Origin of the sequence: Sphingobacterium thalpophilum (assembly GCF_901482695.1) — a bacterium.
Lineage (GTDB): Bacteria > Bacteroidota > Bacteroidia > Sphingobacteriales > Sphingobacteriaceae > Sphingobacterium > Sphingobacterium thalpophilum.
Genome location: NZ_LR590484.1, coordinates 5,364,345 through 5,382,314, shown reverse-complemented (window position 1 = coordinate 5,382,314; position 17,970 = coordinate 5,364,345). Strand labels below are relative to the sequence as shown.

The window sequence follows — 17,970 nt, the reverse complement described above, 5'->3', positions numbered from 1 at the left end:
TTATCAAATAATGATAAATGGCTTTTGCGAATCCTACTATGTAAGTTATTCGAAATATTCCTTTATTCTTTCAAAGAATGATTTCTCACTTTTGCCGGGCTGGGGTTTAAAGTTCGGCGATTCTTTCAGCTTATTCAACAATTCCTTTTCTTCGGATGAAACTGCTTTTGGTGTCCAGATGTTAACATATACCAGTTCATCACCTTTATGATAGGAATTGACTTCGGGAATACCTTTCCCCTTTAAACGGAGTATTTTACCTCCTTGTGTACCGGGTTCAATTTTTATTTTAGCTTTTCCGTCAATAGTAGGTACTTCGACACTGGTACCGAGTGTTGCATCGACGAAATTGATGTATAAATCATAGATGACATTTAATCCATCGCGTTTTAAGGTTTCGTGCGGAACTTCTTCTATAAGGATGATCAGGTCTCCCGGTATGCCGCCACGCGGAGCTGCATTCCCCTTACCGCTCATGGACAGTTGCATACCTTCACTCACGCCAGCAGGAATATTTATGGAAATGGTTTCTTCACCCCGCTCTAATCCCTCACCTCTACAGGTTGTACATCTAGCGGTAATCTCGACGCCTTCGCCATTACAGGTAGGACAGGTGCTTGTCGTCTGCATTTGACCTAATATGGTGTTGGTCACTCTGCGTACCGATCCTGATCCGCCACATGTTTTACAGGTATGGACAGAAGATTTGTCTTTTGCACCGGTACCGTCACAGGTATGGCAGACTACCTGTTTGTTCACCTTTACTTTCTTTTCAACTCCCTTGGCAATTTCTTCGAGTGTCAGCTTTACTTTAATACGTAAGTTGCTTCCACGCGCTACTCTGCGGCCGCCGCGCTGGCTGCCTCCACCACCAAAGAAGCTTTCGAAGGGATGCCCTCCGCCAAAGATATCGCCAAACTGGCTGAATATATCCTCCATATTCATGCCTCCGCCACCAAATCCGCCACTGGCTGAGTTTCCAGCGTGGCCAAATTGATCATAGCGTTGGCGCTTCTGTGGATTGCTCAAGATATCGTAGGCCTCTGCAGCTTCCTTAAACTTTTCCTCAGCCTGATGATCACCGGGATTTTTGTCAGGGTGATATTTGATCGCCAGTTTGCGATAAGCTGATTTGATCTCCTTCTCGTCTGCGGACCGCGAGACCCCAAGTATATCGTAATAATCTCTTTTTGACATTGCCTTATTATTATTGACCTATAACTACTTTGGCATGACGTATGACTTTGTCACCCAGATAGTATCCTTTTTCGATTACGTCTACTACTTTATTCTTTAAATCTTCGGTAGGTGCTGGAATCGTTGTAATTGCTTCCTGTAATTCTGGATCAAAAGCCTGGCCGACGGCGTCCATTTCTTTTAATCCCAGTTGTGATAAAGTCTGTCTTAATTTATTGTTGACAATTTCCATTCCCGTTTTTACAGCTTCCACATCACTAGCTGTCAGCATTGCCTGCAGCGCACGGTCAAAATCATCCAACGTAGGTAATAATTTGGCAATTACATCCTTTCCGGCTGATTGAATCAATTCAACACGTTCTTTGCTTGTACGTTTTCTATAGTTGTCAAATTCAGCAGAAAGACGAATGTACTTATCCTTCGCCTCTGCCAATTCTGCAGTCAATTTCTCTTCGATCGTTAATTCTTCTGGGGAATCAGCTGTTTGTTCCTGCTGGTCAGAAGGGTTATTCTCTACTTGATTTTGACTCTCCTCATTATAATTATCTTGCTCATTCATATCTTCAATGCTAAATAGATTCAAAAATTACTATATTCTGGTTGGTCAAACTTTTTGCCAAACAGTAAAATTCCGACAGCTTGTCAGATATTCTTTAAAAAGCCTAACAATTTGTCGGAATCCAGGGGCTTACTGCTAAGTCCTGTCAGTTTTTCGTTTAGATGCTGACATTATCCTGTAGTACTCCATCGCCAGTCTTGATAATACGGGATGGCATATTGCGAATTATTGTGTAATCGTGTGTGGCCATCAGAATGGCTGTTCCTGAATTGGCGATGTCCCGCAGCAGCAGTACAATCTCCTCGGAAGTGGCTGGATCGAGATTACCTGTAGGTTCATCGGCCAGAATAATTTCCGGATTGTTCAATAAGGCACGCGCAATAACGATCCGCTGCTGCTCCCCACCAGAAAGTTCGTGTGGCATCTTCTTTAACTTGGAACGAAGTCCGACTTTTTCCAGCACATCCAATATCCGTCCGTCGATCATCTTCTTATCTTTCCATCCGGTCGCCTTGAGCGCAAATTCAAGATTTTTTTCTATCGTTCTATCCGATAGTAAATGGAAGTCCTGAAATACAATTCCTAATTTCCGACGTAGGAAGGGGACGTCATTTTCGTGGAGTTTTTTTAAGTCGAAGCCAGCGACCATTCCTTCGCCGCTACCGATATATAGATCGCCGTAAATGATTTTCAATAAACTACTTTTTCCGCTGCCGGACTGTCCGATTAAGTAGATAAATTCACCTTTGCCAATGCTTAAATTTACATTGGATAATACGAGGTGCTTCTGTTGGAAGATGTCGACGTTCTTTAATGTAATTACTTTATTTTCAATCATGAGAGCTCCAATTCTAATTTTTTAATCTGCCCAAAAGGCATTTCTCTGACCAGCTGCATGATATATTCAGCCTTTTCCCCCAATCCGATTTTATCGAGAGATTTGTCTGGCCGGTCCACTCTGAAATATGCTAGCAAGGTGAATGCATCGTCCCGCAGCTGCACATAGTCAGGGATTTTGGCTACGCCTTTTACTTTTATGATATACATGATTTCAAAGTTAGTATTTTTAATGCAATTTCTTGAATCCGATTTTAAGAGACTGTTTACTGATTTTCAAAAAGAAAATCCAGCGTATTTACGCCATCCGCGTAGTCGCTTAGGGCGGGGCACTGGCTTTCGCCGAAGCCGAAGACAGGCGACTCAAGGGACAGTGGGATTGCCGAGACCACACATTGGATCGCCTGTTGCTGCGTATTTAATTCGTTTTCGAGTTCAGATAGGCTGTTGTATTCCTCGTAATATAGCACGGCGAGGGGCGATGCTGTACGCGTGTCTTCCTTTAGCAATAAAAATCCATTGTCATAGTGTTTGTCGCCGTTGATCAGATAAATAGATTTGTTATAATCGTAATTATTGTTGTACTTAAAATGTTCGCTGATCGTTTTAAAATCAGCTATCCCTTCAAATAGCTGGGATACAGCATAATCTTTTGGGATGAAAATTTTAGATACGGAGCGACAACCTAGGCCAAAGTAATCAAAAATATCGTGCCCCAGATCACGTAATTGTTCAGGTGTTTCCTGACCAGTAATCACTCCGATGCTGTTCCTATTGCGGCGAATAATATGTGGTTTGGAACCGAAATAATAGTCAAAATACCTTGAGGTATTATCAGAGCCGGTGGCAATGACCAGATCAAAATCTTTAAGTTTGTCCACGATCTCGAATCGCGCGCGTACCTCTGGCTCAATGTCTGCCAGCAAAGCGAGCACACAAGTCGTTAAGCCTGCGTCGTCTGAGGAAACTTTTATTTTCGCTTTGAAGCCGCTGATCAATACGCAGAGAATATCATGAAATCCGACTAGCGGAATATTTCCGGCCAGAATGAGACCTACTGTTTTTTCGGACTGCATATCGGGATAATCGGATAGCCAGTGCTGTAATTTTTCATTAGTTAAGTTGGCGGCAATGGCTTGTATAGCCTTTTTGACGTAGCCAACCGTATACCATGGATTTTTATACTGTGCCTGTTCAATCACCTGTACAAGATCCTGGGGGTAGTTTTGCAGTAGCTGGCCGAGTTTTACAAATGCATTTATTCGTTGTTGCTTTGTCAAAATATTAAATTTTTAAAAGATGAATACACAAATTTGTATTATATTTGTGCTGTTAACATTAATCAACGTGAATCAACTAGCCTTATTGTAAAATCAGACTTTGTTTTCATATTGATAATGCAAAAATAGTTTATTTATCATAATTGTGAGGTTATAAATGGCGATTAAAATTACAGACGAATGCATTAACTGCGGTGCTTGCGAACCGGAGTGCCCAAATAATGCAATATACGATGCTGGTGTAACTTGGAAATTTTCGGATGGGACGGCTCTGAACGGAATTATCGATTTTGGCGACGGTGTTACGCTTGATGCCAACGAACCACAGGAGGCGATCTCAAATGAAGTCTATTATATTGTTTCAGATAAATGTACAGAGTGTGTGGGCTTCCATGACGAGCCGCAGTGCGCCGCAGTTTGTCCGGTTGACTGTTGTGTGGATGACGAGGATGTACGCGAGTCGAACGATGAGTTATTGGCGAAAAAGGCTTGGTTGCACGCGGAATAAAAACGCGTATTCCGTTAAGATATAGAGCAGGATAAGTTTATCCTGCTTTTTTTTTGCTTTATTTTCATTTCGCCGGAGCGACTGGCACTTCTCTCGCCTGTATTCCTGTTGCCCGCCGCGTTGCGGAGGCAATGTCCGTCCTGTTGAAGAGCTTGCTTGCGTTGTATTTCATTTTACGAAATCGGTATTTTGTTGCGGAACTAGGGCCTTTAGAATAATAATATTTGCGAAAGCACAGGATTTTTTTATTTTTGTTCTTTTGACCATTAAAATCTTTTAGATGTTAAAAACCAAAATAGGGTTGATTACCCTCATCACAGTCACATTAGCTTGTATCATTGCAGTATTATATGAATTTGATATTGTAGGCTTTTCACACACGTTTCTAATGGCTGTTCGTTGGATAGTGGCCGCCGTTTTGGTGGTGAATGCGCTGTATAAGAAAAATCTAACTACCTGGATCCTGACCTGCATGATTATGGGGATATTTGTGGGGCTGGATTTTCCAAATCTTGCGATTTCACTGCAACCATTAAGTAAAGGTTTTATAAAGTTGGTAAAGACCATAGTCGGTCCCATTCTTTTTGCGACGCTCGTGTACGGAATTGCAGGACATTCAGATCTTAAACAGGTAGGCCGCATGGCCTGGAAGTCTATGTTGTACTTTTTCTGCGCGACGACCTGTGCCATTTTTATTGGTCTGGCAGCGATCAACCTGACCCGCGCCGGAGTGGGGGTGGATGTGGCCCATATGCCACATGAAGAATTGCCTGCGCCTAAAGAGAGCCTCGATGAACATGTGCTAAAATCCCTGCCCGACCACGTTCATCCGGTGTATAAATTTACCTCATTTATCAGAGACCTCTTTCCCGAGAATATCGTAAAATCTGTGGCCGACAATCAGGTACTGCAGATCGTTGTCTTTTCCGTACTTTTTGGAATAGGATTGGCGATGGTGGACGAAAAAAAACGCAAACCGCTTGTTGACTTTACGGAAAGTATGTCCGAAACCATGTTCAAGTTTACCAACATCATCATGTATTTTGCTCCAATCGGGGTCGGGGCAGCAATGGCCTATACCGTCGGTCACCTAGGGGTAGATATTTTAAAAAACTTGTTCATGTTGCTGGCAACCCTGTATTTTGCGCTAATCTGTTTTCTGACGTTGGTGCTATTACCGGTCGCACTTTATCTCAAAGTACCGGTCAGGCGCTTTATCAATGCGATTAAGGAACCGGTATCCATAGCTTTTGCTACGACGAGCTCAGATGCAGCATTGCCTAAAGCCATGAGCGCGATGGAGAAATTTGGTGTACCTCGTAAAATCGTTTCTTTTGTTATCCCGACCGGATACAGTTTCAACCTTGACGGCACATCCCTTTATTTGTCTTTAGCGGCAATTTTTGTTGCTCAGGCAGCGGGAATCCACTTATCTTTTGGTCATCAGCTGATGATCGCATTCACGCTGATGATCACGTCCAAAGGCGTGGCTGCTGTACCACGCGCTTCGCTGATTATTCTGATTGCTACTGCAGATCAATTTGGTCTGCCGACCTTTGTCATTGCTGCTATCCTGGGAATAGACGAGTTAATGGATATGGCGCGGACTTCTGTGAACGTCATTGGGAATTGCCTCGCCACAGTGGTGGTCGCCAAATGGGAAGGGGAGTTTGATGAGGAGGCACCTTACCGTGAATCTACGGAAGAGCTGTTGTAATCTTACACTGTCTGCCATAAGACCGAGCTCCATAAAAAAAGTCGGGCCTAACATCACAAAGTTAAGCCCGACTTTTTATTTGTCACAAGCACTAGTGCCCGTCAACATAATACCATAATTCTCCCTGTTTCTTGAATGTTGATTTTTCATGGTGCACCTGTACCTCCATATTTGCGTCTAGGTAGTGTGCTTCAAATTCAACGGTGTGAATAGTTGATTTAAGAATAACCAGCTGCATCCACTTGTTTTCCATGGCCCACTGTCGAATGGAATTTTTATTTTGAAATCTCTTCGTGGTAGGGTGATATGTGTTGTATAGGAAGTCTATGTCCGCAGTCGCAAAAGCACTGTAGCGTGCGCGCATGAGAGCTTCGGCCGTCTGCGCTTTGGCTGGGGAAAGATGTATCAGCTGACAGCATTCACTAAATGCACTGCCAGAGCAGCAGGGGCATGCATCGTTTGCTTTTATCATGAATCGAGCCTTTTTACCAGCCTTTGATGGCACCGTTCTTAAACACTTTTTTCGCTGTGGCCTCAACTTCGGGAGACTGGTACGCCTGAATAAATTGCTGAACTTTCTCATCGTTTTTGTTGTCAGAACGTGCGACAATTAAATTGACATAAGGGGATTCTTTGTCTTCCGTAAATAAGCCCACTTTGTCGGGATCCAGTCCTGCCTGAGCGGCAAAACTATTGTTAATGATGGCAATTGTGACTTGCGGATCGTCGAGTACTCTTGGAAGCTGCGGTGCTTCCATTTCAATAATTTTGATCTGTTTGGGATTAGTGACAATATCTGTTACTTTAGGCTGTATACCCACATTTTCCTTTAGTCCAATAATTCCTTCCCGCTGCAGCAGCAATAGCGCCCGCCCCCCATTGGTCGGGTCATTGGGAATCGCTACTGTTGCTCCCGGCTGAAGCTCCGTGATTGTCCTGATTTTTTTTGAATAAGCTACGATAGGAAAAACAAATGTATTGCCCACGATTGTCAGCTTGGTAAATCCGCGCTGCCGTGATTGCTCCTGTAAATAAGGCTGATGCTGAAAGACATTGACGTCGATATCTCCTTGATTTAGTGCTTCGTTTGGGACAACGTAATCATTGAATGATACAAGTTCCACATTAAGATTGAACTTTTCTTTTGCGACTTTCTTAGCTGTTTCCGCAAGTTCCTTTTCGGGTCCTGTTACAACACCAACTCGCAGGGTATTTTCCTTCTTCTCCCGGTTATTGCAAGCTACTATAGTGATCAGACTAAAGGCTAAGACTGCAAATGCTAAGTTCAATTTTTTCATATGACACATTTAATGTTAACGATGGTTTACTTTTTTTGCTATATAATCACCTGTATACTGTAACAGGAATACAATTAAAATTAATAAAATAAGGACAGCGTTCATAATAAAGGTGTCGTATCCCACATACCCATATTGATAGCCGATCTGTCCCAATCCTCCGGCGCCTACCGCGCCCCCCATTGCTGAATAGCCTACCAGCGTGATCAGGGTTATGGTGGCATTGTTTATCAATGAGGGTAGTGCTTCCGGAAGCAATACCTTAACTATGACTTGTCTGCTGCTTGCTCCCATAGCTCTGGCGGCTTCGATGAGGCCACCTGGAATTTCCAGTAGACTGTTTTCTACTAATCTCGCAATGAAAGGGGCTGCGCCAATACTCAAAGGGACCAATGCTGCTGACATACCTATTGATGTTCCTACAATCTGACGCGTAAACGGAATCATCCATACAATAAGGATAATGAATGGAATAGACCGAAACACGTTGACTATGAGCGAAACAATCTGATGCATGCTTTTGTTTTCCAGCAACTGATGTTCACGGGTTAAAAATAGGTATATCCCGAGCGGAAGCCCGATCAGAAAGCCAAAAAATCCGGATAGGAACGTCATTAATAATGTTTCGCAGGTTCCTGCAAGGAGTAAATCAAATACCTGGTCAGACATAACCCAATACTTTAGTTTGTGGATGTTTATCGATTAAATAAGAAAGACTTTTGCCGATACCGTCGCCATGGCCCGAGAGTTCGACCAGCATAACGCCGAACTTCATGTTGCCGACATAATCTATCTGTGCCGTGATAATATTTGTCCTGACCTGAAAGTGTTGTTCGAGGTGCCGGATAAAAGCAATGGATTCGTCGTTAGACGTTACATAGATTTCGACGAGAGGATTTCCCTCGGATTTTAACCGTTCCTGGAAATTTAAAGGTATATCCACCTGTAAAGAAGAATGGATGAAATCCTGTGTGATTTTTTTCTGCGGATTTGCGAAAATAGTTTCAACGGTACCACTTTCAATCAATTGGCCCCTGTCGAGTACCGCTACCCTGTCACAGATGTTTTTAATGACCTCCATTTCATGGGTGATCAACAAAATGGTAAGACCAAATTGTTTGTTGATTTTTTTTAACAGCGCAAGGATGGATTTTGTTGTTGCGGGGTCAAGCGCGCTGGTTGCCTCATCACAGAGAAGGATAGCGGGATCATTGGCTAAGGCCCTGGCGATAGCAACACGTTGCTTTTGCCCGCCTGATAAATTTGCGGGATAGCTCTCTGCCTTATCTTCGAGTCCTACCAAACGTAATAATTCAGAAACCTTTTGGCGGATAATGGCCTTAGGTTTTCCCTCAAGTTGCAGGGGAAACGCGATGTTGTCAAAAACGGTTCGCGATGAGAGCAGGTTAAAGTGCTGGAAAATCATTCCGATTTTTCGGCGTTTCATCATCAAGTCACTGGATGACATGGACATCAGGTCTTCATTCTCAATTATTACCTGGCCTGTGTCGGGTCGCTCCAGAAGATTTACACATCGGATCAGCGTACTTTTTCCGGCGCCTGAAGCCCCTATGACGCCAAATATCTCACCTTTGCCGATTGACAAGGACAGCTCCTTTAACGCTTCGATCCGTTTGGATTTTACTTTGAATGATTTGGATATGTTGTTTAGTTGAATCATTGACCCTTCAGGGATTTACTTAGTTTATCTGATGATAGCGGATGCTGCTATAAATGTACATAAATGTACTTGATAAAATAAAATGAAATGACGAAAAACAGTACTTCGGGCGATCTTTCAGAACTGACGCTAAGTTCTGAAAGATTGCAAGACCGTCCTATAGCTGTCAGGATTGGGGGTAAGCCACAACTTTCTGGCGACCAGACCCTAAACCTTCGATACCATACTCGATAACATCGCCGTCGCGGAGAAACCGCTGCGGTGATTTGCCCATACCGGAGCCAGCCGGAGAGCCTGTAGAGATGATATCACCGGGAAGCAAAGACATAAACTGACTTAAATAGGATACCAGTTTGGGAACGCGGTAGATAAAATCTTTGGTGTTGCCATCCTGCATGATTTCGCCATTCAGCTTAAGCCATATCCTCAGATTGTTCACGTCTGTAATCTCATCTTTTGTAGCGATGAAAGGCCCCACGGGAGCAAATGTGTCACAGCCTTTTCCTTTATCCCAGGTGCCACCTCTTTCGATCTGGAATTCACGTTCCGTCACATCGTTGTGCAGTACGTAACCAAATACGTGGTCAAGGGCCTTGTCTTCGCTGACATACGAGGCTTTCTTGCCAATCACGATAGCAAGTTCGGTTTCCCAATCTGATTTTACCGAATTTTTTGGTAAAGTGATGCCGTCAAAGGGGCCATTGAAGGCAGACACCGATTTCATAAACACAATGGGTTCGGCAGCCTGCTGCAAGTTGGTTTCTTTTACATGATCATCAAAATTGAGGCCTACACACAGAATTTTGGAAGGTGTTTCCAACGGTGTGCCGATACGTTCATCTGGAGAAATCTCTTTCAGTGTTGTACTATTGTCGTTTACATACCGCTGGAGCCGTTCCAGACTTGCCGGATTAGCAAAGAAATCACGGTTATATTGAAAGTTTCCTGCTGAAACATCATATTTCTTTTCGTTTAAAATGACTCCCGCTTTTTCGGAGCCCTTTGCGCCATATCTAAAAATCTTCATAAGCCGCAAATATACGGATTTTGTCCAGAATGGAGGGGATGGTACCTTCTTTACAGTTAACCAATGTGTAAATTGTCTAAACAATTATTGTCCAATACGGGGTATTTAAAAGGAAATTTTTCGTTCAGTATTTTTCTGTTGCTTACCCAGGTGCTGTTGAGTACCATTTCCTGTCCTTTTTTTCCCAATAGTAATTTGATCAGCAGGGATGGGACGGGTAGGGGCAGGTAAAACAAACCGTATTTATGACGTGCTATACGTCTAGTAAATTCCCGCAACGGCAGTGGCTCTGAAGCACAGGCATTATATACACCAGCCATTGCGCTCTGCTGCAGCGAAAATAGCATCATGCGGGCGAGGTCTTCCATATGGATCCAGCTCAGCATTTGCTTTCCCGAACCGAGGATCGGATTGATACGGAATTGTAGCAGCCTGTTCATTTCTTTGAGTAGCCCTTGTTCTTTACTGATAACGACTCCAAAACGTAAAATAACAAGCCTTTTGTCTAGAGCTTCAATGGGTTTAATACTCCCTTCCCAAAGATTGCACACCCAGGATAGAAAGTCGCCTCCCTGCGGATCACCCTCTTCAAAGGGTTTTCTCTGATAACTGTCATCAGCACCATACCAACCAATGGCGGAGGCAGATATCACAGCCTTTACCTGATTAGGAATCTGTTTTAATGCCTGCGCGATGAGCTGCCCGCTTTCTACCCGGCTCGAAATAATCTCCTGCTGATAAGTTTTGGTCCATCGTGATGCATTCAGATTGGCTCCGGCAAGGTTAATTATATAATCCGCCTCCTGAACCGAATTGGTATCGATAATCTGTTGTCGGGGATCCCAATGTACATAACGGATATTAGACTGAGGCGAATAGGCTTTTGGATTTCGTGTAAAAATAATGACCTCATAGAAGTTTGTGACCAACAATTGGGTCAAATGAAGGCCAATAGCACCTGTTCCACCGGTGATGATTACTTTTTCCATGAATTTGATCTTCTGTTGTATTCACGTCCTGAAGGCAGTTCTAATATACTACTTTGGTTTCATAAACGAGCTTTTATTTTTTAGGTTTGTCAATCGAGTCATCTTTTATTGTAACTGGCTCCCGGTTTCTTTGCTGTATCCCGGAAGCCAGTCATTTTTTAGTGTGTCTTAATACGTGTCGTATAGCGTTTTTGGTCAAACGCCAGTTTCCTTTGAAGATTCTCAGAATAAGTTGGACAGAAAACCGGGTTTCTTCCATGTGTTTTTATATTCATCGGCTAGAGGGGAGTGGTCTGCGTAGGCAAGCACCTCATTGAGTAAATGATGCGCTTTTTTCAGGTCCCCATTTTTATAATGGGCCAGTGCTTCAGCAAGTTTGACCGATTCCGAATCGTCGTCGTAACTCCAGTTATACTCCGTATATAAATTGTTAAATAGTGCGACGTACTTATGAAATTCCTGTAGGTTTCCCACTTCTGCGTTCAGCAGGATACCGAACTTTATCCAAAGCACATAATCATTAGGCTCCATGACCGTGGCTATCCAGCTATCGTATTGGCTGAATAGTTGCGCCCCCAGCTTAAATTCGCCCAGGCAGTAGTGGCTTTTAAGTATAAGGTATAGCGTTTTCGCCTTATCGAAATCATTAATGATGAACTGTCTTTTGTTTTTGAGGTAGTCTGTTCCGGCTGCAATAACGGATTTGTAATCCGATTTTTCATTGTGCAGTTGCATCAGTACAAAATAGGGTTGCGCTTCATGCGGATATCTTTTTGCCATACCCTCATAGTAATGGATGCGGGATTCCCTGTCGTCCGATTCGAGGATTTGATAGATAATATTTTCCACCTGATTTTTGGAAGCTTCGTAATCGCGGTAATGATAATCATTTATTTTCGGGTTGTTGCAGTAGAACTGGTAGAGATTTTCCAGAAGATATTGCGCTTGTTGTGCGATATCCTGTGATTGTCCGAGGTGATAATCTGCGATAAGACCGTGTACAAACATCAGGTAGGGCAGAGGAAATGTGGGCTCTCCATCTTCCATGGACTCTTCCTCATCCTCTTGTGTTACTGAAAGTTCTTCCAGATGTACTGAGTAAATATCAAAGTACTGTAGAGTAGCTTCCTTTAACCGGTCATAATCTCCAAGTTGTGACAAGACGCCGGCACGTGTCATGTGGAGTTCCTGGAAGTCCGAATAGGACAAACCTTCAGTCGCTATACGGTAACTTTCTTCAAGGCTGCCAACATTTTTTAGTGCGAGCGCTAGGTTGTTGCAATTCATTGCACGATTGTGCAGGCCGCCGAAATAGTCACTTTGATATTTTCCCTCTTCGAAATACAGGGCGAAGGCGTCATATGTTTGGCGGTACATTGCTACACAAAGTTGTCGCAAATCCAGCTCATCCTCCGGTTGTAAGGCATCCAGATTATCCACAAAATCGGTCAGGCAGACAGCCTCGTTATAGAGTTCGCGTGGCAGATCATCGAAATGTGGGATACTGTCGTGAATTTCGCCAGTAGACAAAAAAGTACATTCAACAAGACGTCGCCATGCTGTTGCGTTCCAACGCCTGTCGCCACATTGCTGAAGGTAAGGAATGGCTGCAGCATACTGGCCGTCATCATACAAATATGCCGCCGCGAAATGATAGCCTGAGGATACATTTGGGTGCTGGTCAATTACCTTTAACGCGTGTAAATAATAATAGTCGAACGGAATGCCGATTTCTTCAGAATAGTTACGTTCAATAATCAGCTGATAGTAGAATACATCCGGATTGTCATAGCCATCAGCAATTAGCTGCTCAAAACGGCTGTGCCATTTGACAAGCTCTTGATGGATGTGAGCAGCGGAATTCTCTCCTTTAATCAGTTTTAGCAATATCTTCAGAGCAAGATCTATGTTGTTATTTTCGTAGGCAATTTCAGCAAGATCGACAAAGTTCATTTCACTTCGGCTCACAAATCGGTCAACCTGCTCTGCGATCAATTTGGTCAACGCGTCTCCAGAAAGCTTTTTGTTGTGATCCAAAAGATAGATTTTCTTCATCCAGGAAATGGAAATGTTATGATCTGCGGTCTCACGCTCACCTTTAAAAGCTTCTTGAAAATAATTAATGCTTTCATCCAAGACGGCCAAGAGCGACTCCTCGTCCCTGAGCCCCTCGTATATGCTGGTCAGAAAACCGTAACCGTAGGGAGTCATGGCAGGCATGCTGATTAATTGCCGTGCATAAGCAATAAACTCCTGCTTGTTGGCCTCGTCGATATGCTTTTTGGGGCGGTTGATCTGCTCCAATACCGTCTGGTTGCTCAAGACATAATCCAGCATATGGTACAAAGCAGTCTCGTTGTCCGGTTCTATCGCCAGCGCTTTTCGGAAATAGGGGATCATCTTTTCCTCGATGATATCGAATACCGCTTCGTGGCCGTCATAGAATACCTGATCATGATAGGCTATGGCTAAGTGTGTCCATAGGGCAGCATCCCGACTGTCCTGTTTTAGCTGATTTTCACCTTCTATAATAAAAAGATCGAGTTGTCCGTTGTAGAACAGGTCGTATATATTTCTCTCTTCCATTCCTTGATTTTAATTTTTTTCACTTTATTATTTTAGGCTGCGGCTTTTATTCTGATAAGGGTGTCTTTGTGAACTTGTAGCCGTCCCATTTAAATGCCTCCAGTCTTCTGGATACCTTATAGTTTCCGGTTTCTTCGTCTAGCACCTCGCCGTCCTCAATGTACTTATAAATGATGTTTTTGTTCTTTCTATGTTCGGAGGGGAACTGAATTTTTTCATCGTGGTAAAATACACCGGCATCGCCCACTGAGTACCTGTGCGGAAGGCAGATAAAATGCTGACCCGTCCAGGCAACATAATAATAGTCGCTGGGTACGCCACAGGCTTCCGACAAGAATTCCATGCGGAAGATGTGTTGGACATTTTCGAGTCCCATGCCAGATAACAATTTGCCTTGTGCGATAAGCTGGCCGGCAAATGGAAAGCGATACGAGTAGCTCGATACCAAACTTCTATCTGGGGCCAGCCGTTTAATAGATGTTAAAAAATGGTCCTGTTCCTCTATTGCTTTGGTCTGTACAAAGTGGTCAAAGCCAAATAGATATTGAAACCCCTGGCTATCCGTCTGTTTGTCGAGCGCCAGTAGCCCCAGCCAGATGAAGCCATGTTTTTTTTGGTGGTCATTTATGTATGTTATTTCGTACCAGGGTGCATAAAAATGACGGATATTTGCGCCTTTGTGTGGAGCACTTACAATAGTCACCTCCGTACCTGCCCGCAGGGAATCCGTAACTGCTGATGTGAGACTGGGACCGGATCGTATGTAAGCATTCTCGGCAAAGACAGTAGCCTGTTGACCGAGCTGTATATTCCAAAGGTTAACCTCATCGTCAAAAGTTACGTTCTGCGCTTTTAATACTACGGGAAGCGCGCTCACAAGGATTGCGGTATACCTAACTGCTTTCATATGCTGTTGAGCTTTTCTGCAAAAATAGACGAATTTCTGTTAACGCGAATCACTGGTTTCAGGTATTTTCTATAGACAATGCTGCATGATACAATTTTGCCGTGAAGTCTATTTTTGAATACGCGCTGGATGCCGCTACTGTGCTGTCGGGTAAATTATATTAATTCTTGTCCTATGTAAAGTTCCAGGCAAATTTAAGGTGTTAAATTTAATGAGCAATAAAACCGTCGTACTGATATGAGAAAAATAATTGCAGCATTCAATATGACACTTGATGGGATTTGTGATCATACAGCAGGTATTCCCGACCAGGAAATACATAGCCACTATACGGATCTGCTTAATCAGGCGGATGCTATTTTGTACGGTAGGATAACCTTTCATCTTATGGAATATTGGTTACCCTATGTCAGAAATCCTTCGGGTGAAAAATCGATGGATGACTTTGCGCGCGCAATTGATAAAATACCCAAGATTGTCTTTTCACACAGTCTGAAAGATATCGCCTGGAAGAGTGCGACGTTAGCAGTTGGAGAGTTGGGCAAGGAGATTCAAAAATTAAAACAGCAACCCGGTAGAGATATTATTGTCGGCAGCCGGAGTCTCATTGTACAATTAATGAATCTTCAACTGATTGACGAATATCAGTTATGTGTCTACCCTGTCGTCGCCGGAAGAGGTCTGTCGTTATTTGAAAATATAAGCAATAGGATTATTCTTAAATTAACGGGAGTGAAGACCTTTAGTGGGGGAGCGGTTATTCTATACTATAAGACGGCAGCGACTGACTAAATACAGACCAACGCCGTTGTTGAAAAGGGTATAATTCTTTACCTATGTCGCTGTCAAAATATTCAATTGACCAGGTGAAATTTGCTTCCCCGTACCATGAGGTCTTTAACTATGGGAACAAATAACTATTGGGACAAAAAAAAACGCTATCCCTTGTAAGATGGGATAGCGTTGTTGTCGTGGCGGAGAGAGCGGGATTCGAACCCGCGGTACCGTTTCCAGTACGACAGTTTAGCAAACTGTTCCTTTCGGCCTCTCAGGCACCTCTCCGTGTTTTGACATTGCAAACATAAGGCAATTATTTGATTCTGCAAAGCCTGTATTGCAAAAAAGTATCAAAAAAAATGTAATGTCACAATAAGGGTTTGAAATTCAATTTGTTGTTTGGCGATTAAAATTATAATGTTTTTTTACTTAAATCATAATCGACACGCACGTGATAGATACTTTTCAGCATTGACTTGAAAATAACGGCGGATTCTGTAATATCTTTCAGTGTAATGTTACTATTGTTGAACTGTCCGCGCATTAATTTATGTTCGATGATTTTATCAACGAGGTTATTGATGGAGTCTTCTGAGGGTTCTTTCAATGCCCTGGAGGCGGCTTCTACCGAATCGGCCATCATCAGAACGGCAGTCTCTTTGGAGAAGGGGATAGGTCCTGGATAAGTAAAGAGTGACTCGTCAACCAGTTTGTCAGGGTTGTTTTTGACAAAAAGGTTATAAAAATAATCGACGCGTGTTGTACCATGGTGAGTGCGGATAAAATCAAGGATGACGTCAGGAAGTTGATGTTTCTTAGCAATATCCACGCCTTTGATCACATGAGAAATAATAATCTGAGCACTCTGTTCTGGGGACAGTTCGTCGTGTGGATTTTTTTCTGTTTTTTGATTTTCAATAAAGAACTGCGGATTAGTTAGTTTACCGATATCGTGGTAAAGTGCTCCTGCGCGTACCAGTAATGGATTGCCACCAATTTTATAGATCGCAGCTTCTGCAAGATTGGCCACCTGCAACGAATGCTGAAAGGTGCCCGGTGCTTTAAAAGAAAGTTCCCTTAACAATTTGGAATTGCTGTTGGTCAGCTCCATTAACGTTAAATCAGATACAATGCCAAACAGTTTCTCGAACGCATAAATCATCGGATAAGCCAGGAGAGTTATCATTACGCTAACCAGAAACGGAAGCAGATCAGACCAGTAAATGGTATCTATCGAACCATTGCGGGTGACCACCAGACCTATATACGCAATCCAGTAGGTGCCTAAAATAATTGCAGAAGAAATAAATAGCTGCTCTCGTTTGACCAGGGTCTTGATACTGTAGATAGCTACGATCCCCGCCATGAACTGCAAGAAAACGAACTCGAAGCTATTGGGGACGAATAGACCTGCCAGAAGGACCATAAGCAGGTGGATGTTGAGCGCTACCCTGGTATCAAATAAAATGCGGATAATAATCGGTACAGCACAAAACGGAATATAATATAAATTAGGGATTTTGATTTTTATTGCCCACGAGAGCACGGATAGCATCCCTATAATGACGATCATAATGATCATCAATAGCCGGTTGTTGAAATAAATGTCTTTACGGAAAAGGAAAAGAAATACCATCAATATGGAGAGGGCAAGCGAGATAATGAGAAACTGACCGAGGGCAACATAGCTTTGATTGCCACTTATTTTGCCTTCATCTTCGTATACTTTACGCAAAGATTCCAGTTTTTGATACGTTTCATTGGAGATGATTTTGTCTTTCTCCGCGATTAATTCGCCCTTTTGGACAACACCACGTGTAGCCGAAATACTGGCAATGGCATTTTGTTCGAGGGCTTCCGTTTGCTGATCATTATATATATAGTTAATGGTAATGTAGTTTTTAAGTGTCTCTTCTAGCCAGGCTTTTTGTTTAATCTTGGTTAGCTTTGGCATTAAATCTTTCATGTAGGCATAAGAGCTTTCGATCGTGTAGCAATCGGCTGTGTTTTTTTGCGTAGCCACCTTATCCTGAATAAGGGTGAAATTGTAATGTCTCGACGCTGGCGATCTGTCGTTGTTGCGGTTCTGAAAACGGTTATTCAGTGAGAGGATGCCTTTTCCATAAAGGTGATTCAATATAGCGTTACCCGCACTTCTGTAATCATTGATATTCTCATGTGTGGTATCAAGCTTACTACTTTGCCATTTCTCTGAAAGGTCCGTATTGAACTGGTCGATCTGCTCTTTGCTAGTTGTGGTATTGGCGTTATAGATCGGCTGGATTGTATTTAAAATACTTTTTTTGTCGGCATTCAGTTCCTCCTGTGTTTTTAAGATTGCAAAATTATAAGGAGATATCAGGTTCTCGTGGTTCCAAACTTTTCCCTTTTGGAATTCATAACGAAAACGCGGTTGTTTGGGAAGAAAAATACAAATCAATATGATCGTAATGACTATCAGTCCAATTTTTCGGATGAGGTTCTCGGTTGTATTTAGTTCTCTTTTGTACTTTATTTTTAATCTACCCACTGCAAACAATGTTTTTATGTAAAGTTAATATACAAATGTAGTTATAAATTTATTTTTTGTGACCTCTGTTACTTCGT

The 17,970-nt window shown here is 42.8% G+C and carries 17 protein-coding genes and 1 tRNA gene; 3 read left to right on the top strand and 15 right to left on the bottom strand.

Features of this window, described 5'->3' with window-relative positions; all coding sequences use genetic code 11:
* Positions 1-45: 45 nt before the first annotated feature.
* From dnaJ to FGL37_RS22795, 5 genes are all read right to left on the bottom strand, one after another.
* Positions 46-1,197 (bottom strand): molecular chaperone DnaJ, encoded by a 1,152-nt coding sequence (gene dnaJ, locus FGL37_RS22815; protein WP_028068254.1) that lies wholly within the window; start codon positions 1,195-1,197, stop codon positions 46-48.
* Positions 1,198-1,207: 10 nt separating this feature from the next.
* The gene (locus FGL37_RS22810; RefSeq protein WP_028068253.1) at positions 1,208-1,756 is read right to left on the bottom strand and encodes a nucleotide exchange factor GrpE; all 549 of its coding nucleotides are present in this window, start codon (positions 1,754-1,756) and stop codon (positions 1,208-1,210) included.
* 157 nt (positions 1,757-1,913) lie between these two features.
* On the bottom strand, positions 1,914-2,594 hold the full coding sequence (locus FGL37_RS22805; RefSeq protein WP_028068252.1) for a cell division ATP-binding protein FtsE: 681 nt from the start codon (positions 2,592-2,594) through the stop codon (positions 1,914-1,916).
* The gene (locus tag FGL37_RS22800) at positions 2,591-2,803 is read right to left on the bottom strand and encodes a hypothetical protein (protein ID WP_028068251.1); all 213 of its coding nucleotides are present in this window, start codon (positions 2,801-2,803) and stop codon (positions 2,591-2,593) included. The genes FGL37_RS22805 and FGL37_RS22800 overlap by 4 nt, the downstream gene beginning before the upstream one ends.
* 56 nt (positions 2,804-2,859) lie before the next feature.
* Complete coding sequence (locus FGL37_RS22795) at positions 2,860-3,873, bottom strand: acyl-CoA reductase (RefSeq protein WP_028068250.1); 1,014 nt, start codon at positions 3,871-3,873, stop codon at positions 2,860-2,862.
* 157 nt (positions 3,874-4,030) lie between these two features.
* Here FGL37_RS22795 and FGL37_RS22790 point away from each other — a divergent pair, with 157 nt between their 5' ends.
* Entirely contained in the window at positions 4,031-4,381 is a 351-nt protein-coding gene (locus FGL37_RS22790) for a 4Fe-4S dicluster domain-containing protein (RefSeq protein ID WP_028068249.1), read from the top strand.
* 280 nt (positions 4,382-4,661) lie between these two features.
* Entirely contained in the window at positions 4,662-6,098 is a 1,437-nt protein-coding gene (locus FGL37_RS22785) for a dicarboxylate/amino acid:cation symporter (protein WP_028068248.1), read from the top strand.
* Between the two features lie 91 nt (positions 6,099-6,189).
* Here FGL37_RS22785 and FGL37_RS22780 read toward each other — a convergent pair whose 3' ends face one another.
* From FGL37_RS22780 to FGL37_RS22745, 8 genes are all read right to left on the bottom strand, one after another.
* Complete coding sequence (locus FGL37_RS22780; protein ID WP_051606543.1) at positions 6,190-6,570, bottom strand: YchJ family protein; 381 nt, start codon at positions 6,568-6,570, stop codon at positions 6,190-6,192.
* 13 nt (positions 6,571-6,583) lie between these two features.
* Positions 6,584-7,396, bottom strand: a complete 813-nt coding sequence (metQ, locus tag FGL37_RS22775) for a methionine ABC transporter substrate-binding lipoprotein MetQ (RefSeq protein WP_028068246.1) — start codon at positions 7,394-7,396, stop codon at positions 6,584-6,586.
* 15 nt (positions 7,397-7,411) lie between these two features.
* Positions 7,412-8,065, bottom strand: coding sequence for a methionine ABC transporter permease MetI (gene metI / locus FGL37_RS22770; protein WP_028068245.1), 654 nt, complete (start codon positions 8,063-8,065; stop codon positions 7,412-7,414).
* A complete protein-coding gene (locus FGL37_RS22765; RefSeq protein ID WP_028068244.1) occupies positions 8,058-9,077 on the bottom strand; it encodes a methionine ABC transporter ATP-binding protein in 1,020 nt (339 codons plus the stop codon). The genes metI and FGL37_RS22765 overlap by 8 nt, the downstream gene beginning before the upstream one ends.
* 166 nt (positions 9,078-9,243) lie before the next feature.
* On the bottom strand, positions 9,244-10,104 hold the full coding sequence (locus tag FGL37_RS22760; protein WP_028068243.1) for a fumarylacetoacetate hydrolase family protein: 861 nt from the start codon (positions 10,102-10,104) through the stop codon (positions 9,244-9,246).
* Positions 10,105-10,160: 56 nt separating this feature from the next.
* The gene (locus FGL37_RS22755; RefSeq protein WP_028068242.1) at positions 10,161-11,093 is read right to left on the bottom strand and encodes a TIGR01777 family oxidoreductase; all 933 of its coding nucleotides are present in this window, start codon (positions 11,091-11,093) and stop codon (positions 10,161-10,163) included.
* A gap of 222 nt (positions 11,094-11,315) precedes the next feature.
* Positions 11,316-13,679, bottom strand: coding sequence for a hypothetical protein (locus FGL37_RS22750; RefSeq protein ID WP_028068241.1), 2,364 nt, complete (start codon positions 13,677-13,679; stop codon positions 11,316-11,318).
* A gap of 46 nt (positions 13,680-13,725) precedes the next feature.
* A complete protein-coding gene (locus FGL37_RS22745) occupies positions 13,726-14,586 on the bottom strand; it encodes an SH3 domain-containing protein (protein WP_028068240.1) in 861 nt (286 codons plus the stop codon).
* A 237-nt stretch (positions 14,587-14,823) separates the two neighbouring features.
* Here FGL37_RS22745 and FGL37_RS22740 point away from each other — a divergent pair, with 237 nt between their 5' ends.
* On the top strand, positions 14,824-15,378 hold the full coding sequence (locus FGL37_RS22740; RefSeq protein WP_028068239.1) for a dihydrofolate reductase family protein: 555 nt from the start codon (positions 14,824-14,826) through the stop codon (positions 15,376-15,378).
* Positions 15,379-15,558: 180 nt separating this feature from the next.
* On the opposite strand, the gene FGL37_RS22735 is transcribed toward FGL37_RS22740, so the two are convergent.
* Both FGL37_RS22735 and FGL37_RS22730 read right to left on the bottom strand, forming a co-directional pair.
* Positions 15,559-15,648: transfer RNA gene (locus FGL37_RS22735), tRNA-Ser, on the bottom strand.
* 127 nt (positions 15,649-15,775) lie between these two features.
* Positions 15,776-17,893, bottom strand: coding sequence for an HD family phosphohydrolase (locus FGL37_RS22730; protein ID WP_028068238.1), 2,118 nt, complete (start codon positions 17,891-17,893; stop codon positions 15,776-15,778).
* Positions 17,894-17,970: the final 77 nt, after the last annotated feature.

What these genes read in the sequence shown, in the direction of transcription:
- FGL37_RS22765 (WP_028068244.1), bottom strand. Translation starts at nt 9,077, where the DNA reads ATGATTCAACTAAACAACATATCCAAATCATTCAAAGTAAAATCCAAA.
- FGL37_RS22760 (WP_028068243.1), bottom strand. Translation starts at nt 10,104, where the DNA reads ATGAAGATTTTTAGATATGGCGCAAAGGGCTCCGAAAAAGCGGGAGTC.
- FGL37_RS22790 (WP_028068249.1), top strand. Translation starts at nt 4,031, where the DNA reads ATGGCGATTAAAATTACAGACGAATGCATTAACTGCGGTGCTTGCGAA.
- FGL37_RS22745 (WP_028068240.1), bottom strand. Translation starts at nt 14,586, where the DNA reads ATGAAAGCAGTTAGGTATACCGCAATCCTTGTGAGCGCGCTTCCCGTA.
- FGL37_RS22755 (WP_028068242.1), bottom strand. Translation starts at nt 11,093, where the DNA reads ATGGAAAAAGTAATCATCACCGGTGGAACAGGTGCTATTGGCCTTCAT.
- FGL37_RS22740 (WP_028068239.1), top strand. Translation starts at nt 14,824, where the DNA reads ATGAGAAAAATAATTGCAGCATTCAATATGACACTTGATGGGATTTGT.
- FGL37_RS22805 (WP_028068252.1), bottom strand. Translation starts at nt 2,594, where the DNA reads ATGATTGAAAATAAAGTAATTACATTAAAGAACGTCGACATCTTCCAA.
- FGL37_RS22810 (WP_028068253.1), bottom strand. Translation starts at nt 1,756, where the DNA reads ATGAATGAGCAAGATAATTATAATGAGGAGAGTCAAAATCAAGTAGAG.
- FGL37_RS22800 (WP_028068251.1), bottom strand. Translation starts at nt 2,803, where the DNA reads ATGTATATCATAAAAGTAAAAGGCGTAGCCAAAATCCCTGACTATGTG.
- FGL37_RS22780 (WP_051606543.1), bottom strand. Translation starts at nt 6,570, where the DNA reads ATGATAAAAGCAAACGATGCATGCCCCTGCTGCTCTGGCAGTGCATTT.
- FGL37_RS22750 (WP_028068241.1), bottom strand. Translation starts at nt 13,679, where the DNA reads ATGGAAGAGAGAAATATATACGACCTGTTCTACAACGGACAACTCGAT.
- FGL37_RS22785 (WP_028068248.1), top strand. Translation starts at nt 4,662, where the DNA reads ATGTTAAAAACCAAAATAGGGTTGATTACCCTCATCACAGTCACATTA.
- dnaJ (WP_028068254.1), bottom strand. Translation starts at nt 1,197, where the DNA reads ATGTCAAAAAGAGATTATTACGATATACTTGGGGTCTCGCGGTCCGCA.
- metI (WP_028068245.1), bottom strand. Translation starts at nt 8,065, where the DNA reads ATGTCTGACCAGGTATTTGATTTACTCCTTGCAGGAACCTGCGAAACA.
- metQ (WP_028068246.1), bottom strand. Translation starts at nt 7,396, where the DNA reads ATGAAAAAATTGAACTTAGCATTTGCAGTCTTAGCCTTTAGTCTGATC.